This window comes from Devosia sp. (assembly GCF_035944845.1).
GTDB lineage: Bacteria > Pseudomonadota > Alphaproteobacteria > Rhizobiales > Devosiaceae > Devosia_A.
Genome location: NZ_DASZAW010000065.1, coordinates 32,593 through 49,355, shown reverse-complemented (window position 1 = coordinate 49,355; position 16,763 = coordinate 32,593). Strand labels below are relative to the sequence as shown.

Genomic DNA, 16,763 nt, shown 5'->3' with positions numbered 1-16,763 from the left:
GCACCGGCGAGGACGCTACGGCGGGATATCGAGTGCTGCCGGCTGCCCTGCGTCATGCTCCTGGTCTCCCGATGCTCGTGGGATCGACCAAGGGTGTGAGCCGTTGCACAAGTCCAGGAAGAACGGCACCGGACTGCGATCCGGCGGTGGCCCGAACCGACACTGCCCCCACGCCCCTTGGTTAGAGTGTGGGTGGAGATGCCAACTAGGATGGATCGGCCTCCCGTATTGTACTGGCGTGGCACCAGGCCGAGCCAGGCGCCGAAGTCGCGGCCTCGGTCGAAGGCTTCGCCGGTGCCGATGGCGGCCACCACCGCAATGGACATCAGCGGGCCGACGCCCGGCACGCTCATCAGCCGGAGGCAGTTATGCGCTGACTCTGCACATCTGGTTCATCGGCAACAGCATCGCCGGTACCATCTACGTGTTTCACGCTGCTTCGATCGGTCTCGATAGCGCGACGGTCGGCCTGGCACTGGCCTGCGCCGGCGTGACTGGCATACTCGGCGCGGCAGTGGCGGAGCGGACGTCGAGCTGGCTGGGACTTGGCGTCGTAGTGGCAAGCGCCGACTTCTTCACCGGCGCAGGGTGACTCCTTATCGCATTTGCGCCGGCTGGTGACCTCGCACTGTGGGTGATATGCGCGGCCCAGCTTGCATATCGATCCGGACTCGGCATCCGCGGACAGCTCGAGGGCAGCTACCGCAATGCGGTGACACCCATCGGAACTACGAGGCCGGATGACTAGCCGCTCGATGCTGTCGCGGAGGGTTCGGAGCTCGCCATTGACGTGGACGACGTCGATCCCCGTCGTCCCGGCATTTCCTGCAGATCCGGCCGAGTTTGCGCTCGCGCAAAGAGCGCCTTCGCCGATCCCGCTATGAAGATCGTCGTCACTTGGGCTGCCCCGATGGGCATCACCGAAACCAGCCTCGATCCCGGCCCGTGCGAGTGCCTTCTCGGCGCCCGAGATCGGTCTCAGCATCGTCGACCTCGGCCTCATCATGGAGGTCCGAAGGCCCTCCGATGGCCGCGCCCGAACAAAGGACACTGATCTGATGCGCAACGATCGCCTGGCACCTGAAATCGTCATCGACATTCGCCAAGTGGCGCCCCGCATGCGCCACCCACTCATCTTCTCGACGTTTGAGCACCTTGCTGGCGGTGGGTGCCTCCGCATCGTGAACGATCACGACCCAAAACCGCTGTTCTACCAATTCAGCGCTGAGTACCCGGGTATTTTCGAATGGACCTACGAGCAAAATGGCCCAGACGTCTGGAAAGTCCGAATCGACCGTCTCGTCGCCTAGGTTCACGAGCCGAGATGGAGCCCCGCGGAACCTAGGTGGCTCCGCGCGATCCCGCTCTTGCTTCGCGATCGCCGCGATGACGCTGGCGATGTGTGACGGCGTGCGGCTGCTGGGGTGGCGGCTTCTCATCGACCGACCGTGTCGGCAATTTGGACGGGCAGCGCACCGGTTCAACTGGGCAGTGCTGGCACGCCCGCGAAGCTCGCGTGCGCCATCGTCAGCACGACGTAGGCCCCCAGTCCGGCAGCCGCCTTGAAGACATCGGTGGTATCAGGTCGCGGTCGCCATCCCCGTGCCAGCGCGGCTCCCGGGAGAATCGACGTCAGCTTCGCGAGCTGAGTCCAGTGATCGTGGCCAAGCATCCGCCGCTTCCTGATGTCGAGGATGAGCATGCCGAACACTGACAGCATGCCGAACGTGGTGAAGAGCACCGCGTGCGCCAGGTCGCCATTGGGCACGAGATGGGCCAACGACCACAGCAGGGTCGCCCACAGGATCGGGTGGCGGACAAGTCCTGCTATCCCCGGGTGATCCGCATCGAAGTGGCGGACGGGCCAGACCGAAAGGGACAGTGGATTGGGGGTGGTCAGCCCGAAGACGGCCAGGCAGAGGGCCACCGGCATAAGGATTGCGGGGACGATTCGCTGCCATTCAGCGAATGGCCAGAGTTCGATGAATGGCGCGTCCGCGGCAGCCCGAAAGAGCCAGGCGAGCAGCACGATCGAGCCCCAGCTATAGGCGATCAGGTATGTGCGAAGGCCGAACAGACTGGTGAGCCGGGCCCTGAGCCCAGGTATGGACGGCACGGCGTGTGCCGCAAAAAACGCAAAGAGCGCCAAAGCGAACTCCGCGTAGCCACCGAGAACATTCTGCATCCATGCCTCCCGGCGCGCCGTCGGGCCGGCCACACCCGGCCCGATGGCTGCTCGAGTTACGGCAGCTCGGCGTAGAGCGCTTCGAGACGCTCGTGGGCCTTCTTGGGCACCTTTGCGTCCTTCACGGCATCGAGGTTGGCTGGAGCATCGCCGACGACGACCAGGGCGACCATGCCCATGCCGAGATGCGGTGCGCACTTCACACCATAGGCGCCGGGAACGGTGAACGTCACCACGATCTCCTTACCCATCGCCCCCTTGAACGGCTCCGCCCCCTCCGGAAGCATGTCCTTGATGGTTTCCGCGTTGTGCCCCTTGTCCGTCGGGATGAAGGTCACCGTGTCGCCCACCGCGATTTCGGCCAGGGCGGGTTCGAAGACCATGCCTTCGCCGTTTGCGCCCTTGTTGAGCATATGGATTTCGAAGTTGGCGGCCATCGCCGGCCCGCCGGCGATGGCAACAATGGCGGCGGCGGCAAGAAGACATTTGTGGGCGTTCATTTTGCTCTCCTTAGTACACGCCCGACGCTCATCGAACGTCGGTGATGCCATCTCCGCTATTCGCCGGCCGTGCTCTTTGATCTGCGTCAAGTTTCCCGTCGATCTGCTCGAAAGGATCTGAAACTTCTCTGGCTCTATTTGTTGCGGCTCAAAGAGCGCTTCCCCGCGGTGCCCTACCTAGACCGCGAACCGAGCGATCAGCGCTCGATGTCAGGCAGGAGACGACCATGGACGCCCAGAACGAAGTCAACGTATCGCGCAGGGCATTGCTGGCAGGCGCAGCGTTCGCTGGGGTGTTCGGAACCATTTTGGCCAGTGCGCCGGCCGCGGCAGAAGACGCAGGCGTGGTCACCGGTCCGGTTCCCGACCTTGCCCATCTGCCGCGCAAGAAGGTCGAACTCGTGGCCCCGCCGTTCGTCCATCCGCACGAACAGATCACGACGAGCGGACCCCAGGTGGTCGAGTTCACGCTGACGATCGAGGAGAAGGAGATGGTGCTCGACGAGTACGGCACCACGGTACAGGCGATGACCTTCAACGGGTCGGTGCCGGCGCCGCTGATGGTGGTGCATCAGGACGACTATGTCGAACTGACGCTCATCAATCCCGACACCAACATGATGCAGCACAACATTGACTTCCACTCGGCGACAGGCGCCCTCGGCGGCGGTGGGCTGACACTCATCAACCCCGGTGAGCAGGTGAAGCTCCGCTTCAAGGCCACTCGGCCGGGCGCCTTCGTCTATCACTGCGCGCCGGGCGGCCCGATGATCCCGTGGCACGTCGTGTCGGGCATGAACGGCGCCATCCTGGTGCTGCCGCGTGATGGCCTCAAGGATGGCCTGGGCAACGCGCTGCACTACGATCGGATCTACTACATCGGCGAACAGGACTTTTACGTGCCGCGCGACGAGGCCGGTAACTTCAAGACCTACCCGACGGCCGGCGACGGCTACGACGACATGCTGCGGGTGATGAAGACCCTGACGCCGACCCATGAGGTGTTCAACGGCGCCGTCGGCGCCCTGACCGGCGAGAATGCGATGCAGGCCAAGGTCGGCGAGACGGTGCTGATCATCCACTCGCAGGCGAACCGGGACACGCGGCCGCACCTGATCGGTGGCCATGGTGACTATGTCTGGGCCACGGGCAAGTTCCGCAACCCGCCGGAAGTCGACCTCGAGACCTGGCACATCCCGGGCGGCTGTGCCGGTGCCGCGCTCTACACCTTCCTGCAGCCCGGCATCTACGCCTACGTCAACCACAACCTCATCGAGGCTGTTGAACTGGGGGCCACGGCGCACTTCACCGTCGAAGGCGACTGGAACGACGACCTGATGACACAGGTTCAGCCGCCGACGCCGATCGGCTGACGCGCCTGACGACGGGTTGCCCGACATGCACGGGCCACCCTTTCTCCTCCTTTTCGGGTGGACGGCAATGACACAGGCCATCAAACGGGCGGATCCCACGGGCGGCCTGCTGCTGCCCGCTCTACTGCTGGCGGCCCTAACCGCGCTCATCTTCGAGCAGTCGGGAGCGGCGAGGTTCCTCGATCGGCCGGCGGCGGTCGCCGCGCCCCGGACCGTGCTCATCGCGCCGCGAGCTTTCAGCTACCGCGCCGCGGGAGATTTCCTCAGGGACGGTGTGCCGGCGGACGGGCCGGTCGTCACGGTCGCCGGTCCCGCCCCCCTCGAGATCATGAAGTTCGAGGTCAGCGCCGCGGACTATGCACGGTGCGTCGCCGACGGGGCGTGCCACGTCGCCGAACCCCGGCGGCGGGTCGAAGGCGATGTCCCGGCCACCGGGGTGAGTTTCAACGACGCGACCGATTACGCCCAATGGCTGTCGGCGGCGACTGGCGAAACCTGGCGCCTCCCCTCGATCGAGGAATGGAGCTTCGCGGCCGGTTCGCAGGCGGTGGATCACGCGCTCCTCAAGGACACCGACAGCTCGAACCCCGCTGACCGCTGGCTGGCACTCTACGAGAAGGAAGCAACGGTCGGTATCGGCAACGCCTCGGCGCAGCCGGAGCCGCTGGGCGCTTTCGGGGAGAACGAGTTCGGCATCGCCGACCTTGGCGGGACCGTCTGGGAGTGGACGACGAGCTGCAATGCCCGGACCCTGGTCGACGGCGCCGGCACCGTCGTTTCGACGCTGCAATCGTGCGGCGTTCGATATCTCGAAGGCCAGCACCGCACGCCGATGAGCGCGTTCATTCGGGATGGCCGCAGCGGTGGATGCTCGGTGGGGGTGCCGCCGGACAACCTCGGGTTCCGGCTGGTCCGCAAGGCCCGCTGGTACGAGCCGCTCGGTAAGATGATCCAGGCTCTGTTTGCCCCGAATGGCGCCGACGACCAGGCAGCCGCAAGCGGCGACTAAGGCTGGACGGTCATTGATCTGAACGAGCCGGCAGCCAGCCGTGCTCGGGGCCTGGCCCGCGACTGAGCATTGGTGAGCTGCGTCATCCCGGTCGTTGCAGCGTAGCAGTTGAGCGGGTAGCTTGCGTTGTACCCTATCGGAACCGACACTTGAGCGCCGCCGCCATCGATCACAGCCTCGTAAAGGCCGTTCCCTTGTTCGAGCACATGTCGGACGAGGCGCTTCATGACATCCTGTCCGGCTGCACTAGCCGGCGCTATCCACCTGGAACCGCAGTCTTCGAGCAGGGGCAGGCTGCTGACCAGTTCTTCGTGTTGTTGCATGGTCGGCTTCGGGTGACGCAGGTGACACCCGAGGGACAACAGATCATCGTGCGCATGGTGAACCCCGGAGACCTGTTCGGCATCGCCAAAGCGCTCCGACGGCCCGACTACCCCGGCACCGCGACCGCAGTGGCAGAGAGCATCGCCTTGGCGTGGCCGATGACGACCTGGGACTCGATCCTGGAACGCCACCCCACGCTTGCGATCAATGCCATGCAGACGATGGGAAGCCGGCTGCAGGACGCCCACACCAGGATGCGCGAACTCTCGACCGAGGAGGTCGAGCGCCGCGTGGCGCACACCGTGCTCCGCCTCGCCAGCCAATCGGGAAAGCGGGAAGAAGGCGGCATCCGCATCGATTTCCCGGTTTCCAAGCAGGATATTGCCGAGATGACCGGCACCACCCTGCACACGGTGTCGCGGATACTCACTGCTTGGGAAAACGCGGGCCTGGTCGAAGGTGGGCGACAGAAGCTGCTCGTGAAGGCCCCCCACCGCCTGCTGCTGATCGGTGACGGGCACGTACCGGGCCTGCTTTAGTCTCCCCGTCGATCGCCGCCGAGATCTCCGCCGACAACACCTGCAGCGGAATCCCGTGCTCCTCGGCGGCATCCGCGAGAGTATGAAACACCCCGATCGGGCATCCGATGCAGTGCATGCCCAGATCGATGAAGACGCCGATGGTCGCCGGCCATCTGCCCATGATCTCCGCCACGCACAGGTTGGAGAACTCTTCGTAGCGCATGTCTCGGTCCTCCGCTTTAAGGTGGAGATGCTAACGTCGTCGCCCGGCCATCTCATTGCGCTTGCTCAAAGACGAACAAGGAAGCTCGCCCGATAAGGAGGCAACCTTCGGGAGAGATTGATGCAAGCCAATGCGGACAAGATCGCTGACAGACACCGCGGCGGGATGCCGCGCGGACTGGCCACCTCCGGCCCCGCCATCCTGTCCTACGGCTTTCGCCCCTTCTTTCTAGGGGCCGGCCTGTTTGCAGTGCTGTCGATGACTGCGTGGATCGGCGCATTGACCCTCGGCTGGGGCCTCGGCGGACAAACCTATGGTCCGCTTGCCTGGCACGCCCACGAGATGCTGTTTGGCTACACGACGGCCGCGCTCGCCGGCTTCATGCTGACGGCGATCCCCAACTGGACTGGCAGGCTGCCGGTTTCTGGGATTCCGCTGCTTGCATTGGTCGGGCTTTGGGCGGTCGGTCGCATCCTGATGCTGCAGCCAGACATATTCGGGCTATTCCCGACGGTGATCGTGGATGGGGCATTCCTGCCGATGCTCGCCGCCATTGCCGCTCGCGAGATCATCGCCGGTCGCAACTGGAAGAATCTCAAGATCCTCGCCGCCCTCTGCCTGCTCACCTGCGCCAACCTGGGCTTTCATTTTCAGGTCCTGACTGGGGGCGAACTCGGTTCGGTCCACAGGGCAGGTGTATCGGTGTTCGTTGCGCTGATCGGGCTGGTGGGCGGCCGCATCGTCCCGAGCTTCACGCGAAACTGGCTGGCAAAGGCCAAGGCCAGCAAGCTTCCCCGTCCGTTCGGACGGCTCGACATCGCTGCCATGGGCCTGATGCTGGCCTGCCTCCTCGCATGGACGATCATGCCCGAGACGCCGACCGTCGTCGCCCTTGGCCTTGGGGCGGCGGCGCTGCATACCCTCAGGCTTATCGGTTGGCGGGGTGCCGCCACGCTCGAGGAGCCGCTGCTTGTGGTTCTGCACATCGCATACGCCTTCGTGCCGCTGGGCCTTCTCTGCATCACACTATCGGCCCTCGGCTGGATCAGTGCTCCTTCGGCTTTGCATGTGCTTACCGTCGGCGCCTTGGGCAACATGACGCTCGCGGTCATGACCAGATCGACGCTTGGTCACACCGGGCGAAAACTGAGTGCCTCGCCCGGGACCTCCGTGAGCTACCTGGCCCTGCTGGTGGCGGCGGTTATCCGTCCGTTCGCGGAGCTACTGCCGGACCACTACCATGAGCTTCTTGGGCTCAGCGGTGCCTGCTGGATTCTGGCCTTCGTGCTGTTTTCAATGGAGTACGGCCGAATGCTGCTCGCCCCGAGGCTGGCATAGCGACCTGGCTCGCGCGCTATTTGCGGACGTGCCGGCACGCAGTTCTCTGATCGCTTGTTTGCCTCGGCGCAAAGAGCTCCGGCGGCCCGGACCGTACCATCCCGTCGTTCCGTACGGGTTGCCGAACGCCGCCTGAGGCATGGCCGCCCCGAATGGACGTTTGAACTGGCCGGTATCCAGTCCGGACCCGCCCACCAGGAGCTCGATACGATGTGCAACGACTGCCAGACCCCCGAGACGATCATCGACGTACGGACAATTGCCCCCCGGATGCGTCATCCCCTGATCTTTACGACCTTCGAGACACTGGGCGGCGGCGACTCGCTTCTGCTGGTGAACGACCACGACCCGAGACCGCTATTCTATCTGTTCAATGCCGAGTACCCGGGGATCTTCGAATGGACCTACGAAAAGGAGGGCCCCGAAATCTGGCAGGTCCGGATCAGTCGACTCGTCGCCTGAAGGGCCGGCCGGCCGGCGCGCGCCAGATAACCGAGACCATCTTGATTCAGGTCAAAGGCGGTCGCACTCCGTCCGCTACAGTATCCGCACGCGTTTGGAGATGGTCATGTCGAACTCGGTCACCCCACTCGAATCCGACGGGCTCGCGGAGAGCTTCCGAAGCCAAATGCACCTATGCGATCTGCTGGAAGGGATTGCCGATTCCCTTCCCTCGGGCATTGATCAGCAGCAGTGTCTTCGCATCGCGGAGATGATCCTGCCGGTCATACGGCGGGCGCATCTCGCCGAGGAAGTCGACCTGTTTCCACGCATCCTCGCCCGCGTGCAGGACGGAAGCGCGATAGTCGACCAGCTACGCTCGGAACATTTTGTAGATGAGTGCTTCGCCGAGGAGGTGCAGTACGAACTGCTGCTTCTCGGTCGGGGGCGACCGGTGCTTCCCCCTGACGCGGTCGGGTACATGCTGCGCGGCTTTTTCGACGGCCTTCGGCGGCATTGCCGCACTGAACGGGAGCTTGCCGGCCTCAGTCACTGATCGTCTCCGGAATGGCGACGAGCGATTGCCGAAGCACCGCACTTCTCCTATAAGATGTATCTTCAATACATCTTATAGGAGAATCAGATGAAGAGACTGATCAGGGCGGTGGTCACCGTTTGCGCATTGAGCTTGGCCGGCACCGCCGCCGCCGCCGACTTCGAGGTCCTGATGCTGAACAAGGGAACCGATGGGAAGACGATGGGGTTCTCACCCTCGTTCCTGCAGGTCGAGCCAGGCGACACGGTTACATTCATCCCGGTCGACAAGGGACACAACGCCGAGACCATCCTCGACATGATCCCGGCCGAGGCTCAGACTTGGAAGGGCAAGATCGACGAGCAGTTCACCGTGACGCTGACCGCTCCCGGGCTCTACGGCTTCAAGTGCAATCCGCACCTGAACATGGGCATGGTCGGGCTGATTCAGGTCGGCGACGACCGTCACAACATGACAGACATGCTCAACGTAAAGCTGCCGGGCAAGGCTCAGGCGCGGATGGCCGAGCTCTTCGCCAAGACCTCGCCGCGTTAGCGGCGCAGGGGCAGGCCGCGTTAGTCGACCTGCCCCAACCATCCGCCCGACGCCGCAACGAAATGCCGGCCAGACGGCAGCCCGTGTGGTATCAAGGGTAAACCACCTTCAGCTTGCGACGCCACCCCGAGCGGTGGCGTCCGCCTGCCATTCGCGGTTGGCGGCGACAGGCTGATGAAGCAACATGTCGAGCGCCGCTTTTAGGAACGAACCATGCGTCTGACCGTCTATAGCGACTACGCGCTGCGGTTGCTCATGTATCTTGCGGTCAAGGACACCGGTTTGGCGACCATTCCGGAGGTGGCCGACGCGTACAGAATATCGCGAAATCACCTGATGAAGGTTGTCCACCAGTTGGGGCAGGCCGGCTACCTGGATACCGTCAGGGGTCGAGGCGGCGGCGTGCGCCTGGCCCGGGCTGCCGACGCGGTCCGGCTTGGCGAACTGATCCGGTTTACCGAACCGGACATGGACCTCGCCCCCTGCTTCCATCCCGATAACCAGGACTGCCCGCTCCGCCGAGCGTGCAAGCTCCGCGGCGCCCTCGATCGGGCGCGCCTGGCGTTTCTGGCGGTGCTGGACGACTACACCCTCGCTGATCTGACGGCGACGCCAGGGCCGATGCGCTCCTTGCTGGGCCTGTCCGGAGGATCGCAACATGCCGTGCTCTCATAGCGAGCCAAGCGCGACTGCTGAATGCCCAGTGCGTCGACGCCGGGAGATCGAGGAGGGCGAGCACCATCGACACAGATCTTCGAAAGAAAAATGCAGAGCAAGCCGTTGAAGTCATTGGAAAACGTACCGAGGAGCGACGATTTGCTTGATCTAGATCAAGGACGCGACCAACGATGGTGGTAGGCAGTCTTGCATTTCAAGGGGGCAGTTCCGGAATGATCGCACAGTTGACGCGAGACGAGCGCGTATTGGGTATGCTCGTCACTGGCGCATTGGTGGCCCTCGGGCTCGCCATGGCCGCCGGTGGCCGGGACGACCTGATGGGGGCCCACGGCTGGATCGTGCTGCTGATCGCCGGCGCCGTGCTGTTTGCCCTGATACGTGGCTATGATACGCCCGAGCCAAGCCAGGAGCGGTTGTCTCACTACTACGACGATCCGACCAAGGTCGGCGTCTTCCTGACCCTTATCTGGGGTGTGATTGGCATGGCGTTCGGGGTCTGGGTGGCCGCCTTGCTGGCCTGGCCCGAGCTGACCTTCGATGCCGGCTGGGCCAGTTTCGGGCGTATCCGCCCGGTCCATACCAGCGGCGTCATCTTCGGCTTCGGCGGCAATGCGTTGATCGCCACATCCTTCCACGTGCTGCAGCGCACGACGCGGGCGCGGTTGCCCGACCAGTTCAGCCCGTGGTTTGTGCTGTTAGGCTACAACCTGTTCTGCGTGCTGGCGGCCACCGGCTATTTCATGGGGATGACGCAGTCCCGCGAGTATGCCGAACCCGAGTGGTACGCCGACATCTGGCTGGTCATCGTCTGGGTGGTCTACTTCGCCATCTATCTGCGCACGCTCGCGCGGCGCAAGGAACCGCATATCTACGTCGCCAACTGGTACTACATGGCGTTCATTCTGGTGGTGGCGATCCTGCACATCGTCAACAACCTGGCCGTTCCGGCGTCAGTGTTCGGCGCCAAGAGCTACTCGCTGTTCTCGGGCGTTCAGGATGCGATGACGCAATGGTGGTACGGCCACAACGCCGTCGCCTTCTTCCTCACCGCCGGCTTCCTCGGCATGATGTACTATTACCTGCCCAAGCGCGCCGGCCGGCCGATCTTCTCATACCGGCTGTCGATCATCAGCTTCTGGGGCATCACCTTCATGTACATGTGGGCCGGCTCGCACCATCTGCACTACACGGCGCTGCCGCACTGGGTACAGACATTGGGCATGGCCTTCTCCGTGGTGCTGCTGGTGCCGTCGTGGGCCTCGGCCGCCAACGCGCTGCTGACGCTGAACGGCGCCTGGCACAAGGTGCGCGACGACGCCGTGCTGCGCTTCATGATGCTGGCAGCGATCTTCTACGGCCTCACCACCTTCGAAGGCTCGTTCATGGCCATCAGGCCGGTCAACGCCCTGTCGCACTACACGGACTGGACCGTCGGACACGTCCATGCCGGAGCGCTCGGCTGGGTGGCGATGATCACGTTCGGCTCGCTCTACGCACTGGTGCCGTGGATATGGAAACGGCCCGCGCTTTACTCGAAGCGGTTGGTCGAGGTGCACTTCTGGCTCGCCCTGTCCGGCACAATTGTCTACGTCTTCGCGATGTGGAACTCGGGCATCATCCAGGGCCTGATGTGGCGCACCTACAACGAGAGCGGCACGCTCACCTACTCCTTCATCGACAGCCTGGTCGCCATGCACCCCTACTACATTGCCCGTGCCCTGGGCGGCACGCTGTTCCTGCTTGGGGCGCTCTGCGCCGCCTATAACATCTTCATGACGGTGCGCATGCGCGTACCGGCGCCGGACGACTCCATCGACGACGCACCAGCGGCACGTCCGCTCCTGCAGGCGGGGGAGTAAGTCGCATGCTGGGCTGGCACCGCAAGATTGAACGCAACGCCATCGGCCTCGTGCTCGGCATCATCGGGGTGGCTTCGATCGGCGGCATCGTCGAGATCGCACCGCTGTTCACCATCGGCGAGACCGTCGAGACCGTGTCCGACATGCGTGTCTACACGCCGCTCGAGGTCGCTGGGCGCAACATCTATGTCCGGGAGGGCTGCTACGCCTGCCATAGCCAGATGATCCGGACACTGCGCGACGAGGTGGAGCGGTACGGCCCCTACTCGCTGGCGGTGGAGAGCCAGTACGATCACCCGCACCTGTGGGGCTCCAAGCGAACCGGACCGGACCTGGCCCGCCTCGGGAACAAGTATTCCGACGCCTGGCACGTCACGCACCTCTACAACCCGCGCGACGTCGTGCCGGAGTCCAAGATGCCGGCCTATCGCTGGCTGCTGCGCGACGCCGCCAAGGTCGATGATCTGGGCGGGCACCTTGCCGCGCTCCGGGCGGTCGGCGTGCCCTATACCGACGAGATGATCGCCAATGCCAGCGCCGACGCCTTCGGGCAGGCCAATCCCGACAGTGGTGAGGCCGGCGGCGTGACCGAGCGCTATGGCGCCGGCACCAATGTCCGTCTGTTCGATGGCGATGCCGTGCGGGTCACCGAAATGGACGCTCTGGTGGCCTACCTGCAGATTCTCGGTGGACTAACCGACGTGGCCCACACCGCAGATCTGGCGGAGGAGTAGCAACATCATGCCCTTTGACCACGACACGGTAGTCGCGTTTTCCAAATCCTTCGGGCTGTTCTACCTCATCGCCATGTCGATCGGGGTCCTGGTCTACGCGTGCTGGCCCTCCAACCGGGACACCTTCCGGAAGGCCGCGAGCAATGCGATCGAAGATAGCGAGGACCGGCCATGGAAGTAGGCGAGCGCGACCCTCATACCGGCAAGCTGACAACCGGCCATGAGTGGAACGGTATCAAGGAACTGGACACTCCTGTCCCCAAGCCGGTGTTGTTCTTCCTGGGCGCGACCATCCTGTTCGCGATCTTGTGGACCACGTTGATGCCGGCCTGGCCTATCGTCACGGACTACACGAGGGGGCTGCTCGGCGTTGACCAGAAGACCACCGTCGAGGCAAGCATCGCCGCCGCGACGGCAGAGCGCGCTGACTGGAGCGCACGCCTATTGAGCGAGGACTTTGCTGCAATCGAGGCCGACGCGGCGTTGATGACCGTCGTCCGCGAAGCCGGTGCGTCGCTGTTCGGCGACAATTGCGCAGCCTGCCACGGCGCGCTTGGCCGGGGTAATACCGGGTATCCCAATATCGCCCAAGCGCCGATGCTGTGGGGCGACGATCCGGCAACCATTCTTGAAACCCTCCGGGTTGGGATCAATTCGACCCATCCGGATACCCGCTACGCACAGATGCTCGCCTTCGGCCGCGATCAGATGCTGCAGCGTGACGATATCGAGCACGTCGTTGCCTATGTCCGCGGCCTCAGCGACCCGACCGTCGCCGACCCGGATGGCGCTGGTGCGCAGATCTTTGTCGACAACTGCACCGGCTGCCACGGGGCATCCGCCGAAGGTATGACGGAGAGCGGTGCACCCAACCTGACCGACGCGTTCTGGATCTATGGTGGGGACGCCGAGGCGGTATTCACATCGGTGTACTATGGCCGTCAGGGCCACATGCCGACCTGGGAGGGACGGCTGTCTGAGACCGACCTCAAGCTACTGGCCGTTTATGTAGACGACCTCAGGAGCGGTTCATGACACGCACATCGGCGACCACCGACACTTCGATGCATCCTGGCCGACCCCGGCGCCGGCTTTGGATCGTGCTGGCGGTGGCAGCCGGAGTCATTGGCGTGCTCGGGGCCAACGCGCACATGGTCTACGTCGCCTTCGCGTCCCAGCCTGATTGCGTAGAGCACGAAAAGTCACCCGGCCACGAAGGCACCTACCGTGCCGCAAAATCGGCGTGCTGAATGGGAGGAACTAGGATGGTTGACGAGGCAACGAACCCTCCCGCCCGGATGGCGGTGGACCGCAACAGGCACTTGCGGTGGACCGCGACGCTGACCTGGCTGGGCAAGGGCTGGCGCGATCTGTGGACCACCCCCCTGCCCAGCCTGGCCTATGGCCTGGCGATCTCGGTGGCCTCGCTCGCGCTGGTTGCCGGTCTGGTCTATCTGGGCTGGGATTACATCCTGTTCCCCATGATCGCCGGGTTCTTCGTGGTCGGACCGGCGCTGGCCAGCGGCCTCTATGAGAAGAGCCGGCTGCTCGCCGCCGGCGAGCCGGTCAGTCTTGCGCGCCTGCTGTTTCCGGGCCGCGGCACAACCGGGCACATCCTGTTCATCGGCCTCGTACTCACCATGCTGCTGCTGCTCTGGCTGCGCGCGGCGGTGCTGATCTACGCCCTGTTCTTCGGCTTCCGGCCGTTCCCCGGGCTTGAGCACATCGCGCCGATGCTGTTCACCACGCCGCTCGGGTTGACCATGCTTGCGGTGGGCACGGTCGTCGGCGGCCTGTTCGCTGCGCTGTCCTTCGCGATCAGCGTCCTCTCCGTTCCCATGCTGCTCGACCGCCAGGTCGACGCGTTCACCGCGATGGGCCTGTCCATTGCAACGGTCTGGCAGAACCTACCGGTGATGATCACCTGGGGTGTAGTCGTCCTGACGCTGACCCTGGTCGGGGTGGCGACGGGCATGGTCGGCTTCATCGTCATCTTTCCGCTGCTGGGGCACGCGAGCTGGCACGTCTACGCCGCGATGCGCGACTAGCGACGCGTCTCCCAAGACCCCGGAGTAACCATGGCCGATCAGCGAGGAGGTCCCTCCAGCGACGAAGTGCGACTGGCCAGCGTCGATCTGGGCGGTGACATCCGGCAATCCGACTTTGCTGTCCCCAGCGTACATTGCGGCGGCTGCGTTCGTCGTATCGAGAAAGCGCTTGGCGTCCTTCCCGGCGTCGAGGCCGCCCGCGTCAACCTCTCGACGCGGCGATTGGCAGTGCGCTGGCGGGCGCAGATGGCTGTTCCACCGATCGTCGAGGCCCTGCGGGAGCTGGGCTACCCTCCCAACCTTCACGAGTTTTCCGACGATCGTGGCGATCCGGCACTTGCGAGACTCATCAAGGCGCTGGCGGTTGCTGCCTTCTGCTCGATGAACGTCATGATGCTGGCGGGCTCAGTCTGGTCCGGCGCCGACGGGACGACGCGCGACATCCTGCACTGGATCTGCGCTGCCCTCACGCTTCCCGTGCTGCTCTATTCGGGGCGGATATTCTACGGTCCCGCCTGGAACGCCCTGCGGCACGGACATACCAACATGGACGTGCCGATCTCGATCGGCGTGCTGCTCGCCTTCGCTCTAAGCCTCTACGATACGATCAACCACGGCGCCCACGCCTATTACGACGCCACTGCCACGCTGATCTTCTTCCTGCTGATCGGGCGTACGCTGGATCACGTGATGCGCGAACGCGCCAGAACCGCGGTGCGGGGGCTGGCGCGCCTTGCATCTCGCGGCGCGCTGGTACTGCGCGACGACGGCAGCCGAGAATACCTAGCACTGGCCGACATCCTGCCCGGCATGACGTTGCTGATCGCTGCCGGCGAGCGCATCCCGGTCGACGCTTTGGTGCTTTCCGGGCGCTCCGACCTTGATCGCTCGCTGGTCAATGGCGAAGCTGCCCCGCGGTTGGCAGAACCAGGAACGCGGCTCGAGGCGGGGACGCTCAACCTTACCGCACCGCTCACGGTCAGCGCGCTTGCAGCAGAGCGCGACTCGTTCCTGGCGCAGACAGTACGGCTGATGGAAGTCGCCGAGAGCGGGCGCGGCAGCTTCCGCCGGTTGGCCGATCGCGTGGCCGAGTTCTACTCGCCGGTGGTGCATCTGGCTGCCCTTGCGAGCTTTGTCGGCTGGATGGTGCACACCGGCGATATCCACCGCGCGTTGACCATCGCGATCGCTGTACTGATCATTACCTGCCCGTGCGCATTGGGCCTGGCGGTGCCGATGGTGCAGGTCGTGGCCGCCCGGCGCCTGTTCGAGCGCGGCGTCATGGTCAAGGACGGCGGGGCACTGGAGCGGCTGGCGCCAATCGACACCGTGGTGTTCGACAAGACCGGCACGCTGACGCTGGGCCAGCCCGAGCTCGCCAACACTTCGGACATCGCGCCCTACCTCCTGTCGGCGGCCGGCGCACTCGCCGCGTTTTCCCGGCACCCGCATGCGCTGGCGATCGCTGCCGCCGCACCGGGCACGATCAGCGGCCCGACCTTCGATCATGTTACCGAGCAGCCGGGCTGCGGTGTCGAGGCGACCAGCGACGGCGCAACATGGCGACTGGGACGGGCTGACTGGGCCCTCGCCGTGCCCGGTGACATCACCGGCACCGTGTTGGCGCGTGACGGCGCTCTCCTGGCGCGATTTTCCTTCACCGATCAGTTGCGACCGGGAGCACTCGAAGCCATCGCCACGCTGCGCGACCAGGGACTGGCACTCGAGATCCTATCCGGCGATTGCCCCGAGGCCGTGTCGGCGCTGGCACAGCAATTGGGCATCACCACGATGTCGGCCGGCGTGCGACCGGGTGGCAAGGTCAAGCGCCTTGCCGCACTGGCCGAAAGTGGCCGCAAGGTGCTGATGGTCGGCGATGGACTGAACGATGCGCCGGCGCTCGCGGCGGCTCGGGTCTCGATGGCGCCAGCCAATGCCGCCGATGTCGGGCGGAATGCCGCCGGCTTCGTCTTCCTGCGCGAGACCCTGATGGCGGTGCCTCAGACCATTGCCCTGGCCCGCCGTGCCGACAGTCTGGTCAGACAGAATCTGGCTCTGGCGCTGCTCTACAACGTGAGCGCGGTACCGCTGGCGGTGCTCGGCCACGCGACGCCCTTTGTCGCTGCCATTGCCATGTCGCTGTCCTCGGTTGTCGTGGTGGCCAATGCCTTGCGGTTGGGAACGGAGCGGACCTTTGGTCAGCGCGTAACATTTCCCGCCGCTGCGCCCGAGGGACCATCCGCATGAGCAGCTTCATGTGGTTAGTGCCGTTCTCTGTGCTGCTTGGACTGGCTGGACTCGCGATCTTCATGTGGACATTGCGCGACGGCCAATACGACGATCTCGACGGGGCTGCCGAGCGCATCCTCTACGACGACGACGAACCGCTCGATAAGCCACGATAAGGTTCAGTTCGTTCTATACCGCTCAGTGCTCAGGA

At 64.5% G+C, this 16,763-nt stretch carries 21 protein-coding genes and 1 pseudogene; 18 read left to right on the top strand and 4 right to left on the bottom strand.

What is annotated here, in order from left to right; translation table 11 throughout:
- Positions 1 to 194 precede the first annotated feature (194 nt).
- Positions 195 to 365 (bottom strand): annotated as a pseudogene (locus VGV07_RS11415) (transposase); the annotation flags it as partial.
- Between the two features lie 59 nt (positions 366 to 424).
- Here VGV07_RS11415 and VGV07_RS11410 point away from each other — a divergent pair.
- Both VGV07_RS11410 and VGV07_RS11405 read left to right on the top strand, forming a co-directional pair.
- A complete protein-coding gene (locus tag VGV07_RS11410) occupies positions 425 to 592 on the top strand; it encodes a hypothetical protein (protein WP_326868814.1) in 168 nt (55 codons plus the stop codon).
- Between the two features lie 466 nt (positions 593 to 1,058).
- A complete protein-coding gene (locus VGV07_RS11405) occupies positions 1,059 to 1,310 on the top strand; it encodes a DUF2249 domain-containing protein (RefSeq protein WP_326868813.1) in 252 nt (83 codons plus the stop codon).
- Between the two features lie 170 nt (positions 1,311 to 1,480).
- Here the strand turns inward: VGV07_RS11405 and VGV07_RS11400 are convergent, their stop codons facing one another.
- A complete protein-coding gene (locus VGV07_RS11400; protein ID WP_326868812.1) occupies positions 1,481 to 2,185 on the bottom strand; it encodes an NnrU family protein in 705 nt (234 codons plus the stop codon).
- Between the two features lie 56 nt (positions 2,186 to 2,241).
- Positions 2,242 to 2,685: a pseudoazurin gene (locus VGV07_RS11395; RefSeq protein ID WP_326868811.1), complete on the bottom strand. Its 444-nt coding sequence runs from the start codon at positions 2,683 to 2,685 to the stop codon at positions 2,242 to 2,244.
- 227 nt (positions 2,686 to 2,912) lie between these two features.
- Between VGV07_RS11395 and nirK the strand changes: the two genes are divergently transcribed.
- From nirK to VGV07_RS11380, 3 genes are all read left to right on the top strand, one after another.
- On the top strand, positions 2,913 to 4,058 hold the full coding sequence (nirK, locus tag VGV07_RS11390; RefSeq protein WP_326868810.1) for a copper-containing nitrite reductase: 1,146 nt from the start codon (positions 2,913 to 2,915) through the stop codon (positions 4,056 to 4,058).
- Between the two features lie 67 nt (positions 4,059 to 4,125).
- Positions 4,126 to 5,067: a formylglycine-generating enzyme family protein gene (locus VGV07_RS11385; RefSeq protein WP_326868809.1), complete on the top strand. Its 942-nt coding sequence runs from the start codon at positions 4,126 to 4,128 to the stop codon at positions 5,065 to 5,067.
- 206 nt (positions 5,068 to 5,273) lie between these two features.
- The gene (locus VGV07_RS11380) at positions 5,274 to 5,930 is read left to right on the top strand and encodes a Crp/Fnr family transcriptional regulator (protein ID WP_326868816.1); all 657 of its coding nucleotides are present in this window, start codon (positions 5,274 to 5,276) and stop codon (positions 5,928 to 5,930) included.
- Here VGV07_RS11380 and VGV07_RS11375 read toward each other — a convergent pair.
- Positions 5,818 to 6,135 carry a DUF1858 domain-containing protein gene (locus VGV07_RS11375; protein WP_326868808.1) on the bottom strand — a complete coding sequence of 106 codons (318 nt, stop codon included), beginning with the start codon at positions 6,133 to 6,135 and terminating at the stop codon, positions 5,818 to 5,820. The two genes, VGV07_RS11380 and VGV07_RS11375, sit on opposite strands and share 113 nt — an antisense overlap.
- A gap of 120 nt (positions 6,136 to 6,255) precedes the next feature.
- Here VGV07_RS11375 and VGV07_RS11370 point away from each other — a divergent pair, with 120 nt between their 5' ends.
- The 13 genes from VGV07_RS11370 (at position 6,256) to ccoS (ending at position 16,728) form a co-directional block, all read left to right on the top strand.
- The gene (locus VGV07_RS11370) at positions 6,256 to 7,473 is read left to right on the top strand and encodes an NnrS family protein (RefSeq protein ID WP_326868807.1); all 1,218 of its coding nucleotides are present in this window, start codon (positions 6,256 to 6,258) and stop codon (positions 7,471 to 7,473) included.
- Positions 7,474 to 7,683: 210 nt separating this feature from the next.
- Positions 7,684 to 7,935 carry a DUF2249 domain-containing protein gene (locus VGV07_RS11365; protein ID WP_326868806.1) on the top strand — a complete coding sequence of 84 codons (252 nt, stop codon included), beginning with the start codon at positions 7,684 to 7,686 and terminating at the stop codon, positions 7,933 to 7,935.
- Between the two features lie 106 nt (positions 7,936 to 8,041).
- Positions 8,042 to 8,470, top strand: coding sequence for a hemerythrin domain-containing protein (locus VGV07_RS11360; protein WP_326868805.1), 429 nt, complete (start codon positions 8,042 to 8,044; stop codon positions 8,468 to 8,470).
- An 87-nt stretch (positions 8,471 to 8,557) separates the two neighbouring features.
- Positions 8,558 to 9,004: a pseudoazurin gene (locus VGV07_RS11355; protein WP_326868804.1), complete on the top strand. Its 447-nt coding sequence runs from the start codon at positions 8,558 to 8,560 to the stop codon at positions 9,002 to 9,004.
- A 213-nt stretch (positions 9,005 to 9,217) separates the two neighbouring features.
- Positions 9,218 to 9,679 (top strand): Rrf2 family transcriptional regulator, encoded by a 462-nt coding sequence (locus VGV07_RS11350; RefSeq protein ID WP_326868803.1) that lies wholly within the window; start codon positions 9,218 to 9,220, stop codon positions 9,677 to 9,679.
- Positions 9,680 to 9,894: 215 nt separating this feature from the next.
- Positions 9,895 to 11,541 (top strand): cytochrome-c oxidase, cbb3-type subunit I, encoded by a 1,647-nt coding sequence (ccoN, locus tag VGV07_RS11345; protein WP_326868802.1) that lies wholly within the window; start codon positions 9,895 to 9,897, stop codon positions 11,539 to 11,541.
- A 5-nt stretch (positions 11,542 to 11,546) separates the two neighbouring features.
- Entirely contained in the window at positions 11,547 to 12,275 is a 729-nt protein-coding gene (gene ccoO, locus VGV07_RS11340) for a cytochrome-c oxidase, cbb3-type subunit II (RefSeq protein ID WP_326868801.1), read from the top strand.
- 7 nt (positions 12,276 to 12,282) lie between these two features.
- Positions 12,283 to 12,456 carry a cbb3-type cytochrome c oxidase subunit 3 gene (locus VGV07_RS11335; RefSeq protein WP_326868800.1) on the top strand — a complete coding sequence of 58 codons (174 nt, stop codon included), beginning with the start codon at positions 12,283 to 12,285 and terminating at the stop codon, positions 12,454 to 12,456.
- On the top strand, positions 12,447 to 13,310 hold the full coding sequence (gene ccoP / locus VGV07_RS11330; protein WP_326868799.1) for a cytochrome-c oxidase, cbb3-type subunit III: 864 nt from the start codon (positions 12,447 to 12,449) through the stop codon (positions 13,308 to 13,310). The genes VGV07_RS11335 and ccoP overlap by 10 nt, the downstream gene beginning before the upstream one ends.
- Positions 13,307 to 13,525 (top strand): hypothetical protein, encoded by a 219-nt coding sequence (locus VGV07_RS11325; RefSeq protein WP_326868798.1) that lies wholly within the window; start codon positions 13,307 to 13,309, stop codon positions 13,523 to 13,525. Before ccoP ends, VGV07_RS11325 begins: the two co-directional genes overlap by 4 nt.
- A gap of 15 nt (positions 13,526 to 13,540) precedes the next feature.
- Positions 13,541 to 14,323 (top strand): DUF2189 domain-containing protein, encoded by a 783-nt coding sequence (locus VGV07_RS11320; protein ID WP_326868797.1) that lies wholly within the window; start codon positions 13,541 to 13,543, stop codon positions 14,321 to 14,323.
- A 30-nt stretch (positions 14,324 to 14,353) separates the two neighbouring features.
- Positions 14,354 to 16,570, top strand: coding sequence for a heavy metal translocating P-type ATPase (locus VGV07_RS11315; protein WP_326868796.1), 2,217 nt, complete (start codon positions 14,354 to 14,356; stop codon positions 16,568 to 16,570).
- Complete coding sequence (gene ccoS, locus VGV07_RS11310; protein ID WP_326868795.1) at positions 16,567 to 16,728, top strand: cbb3-type cytochrome oxidase assembly protein CcoS; 162 nt, start codon at positions 16,567 to 16,569, stop codon at positions 16,726 to 16,728. Before VGV07_RS11315 ends, ccoS begins: the two co-directional genes overlap by 4 nt.
- Positions 16,729 to 16,763: the final 35 nt, after the last annotated feature.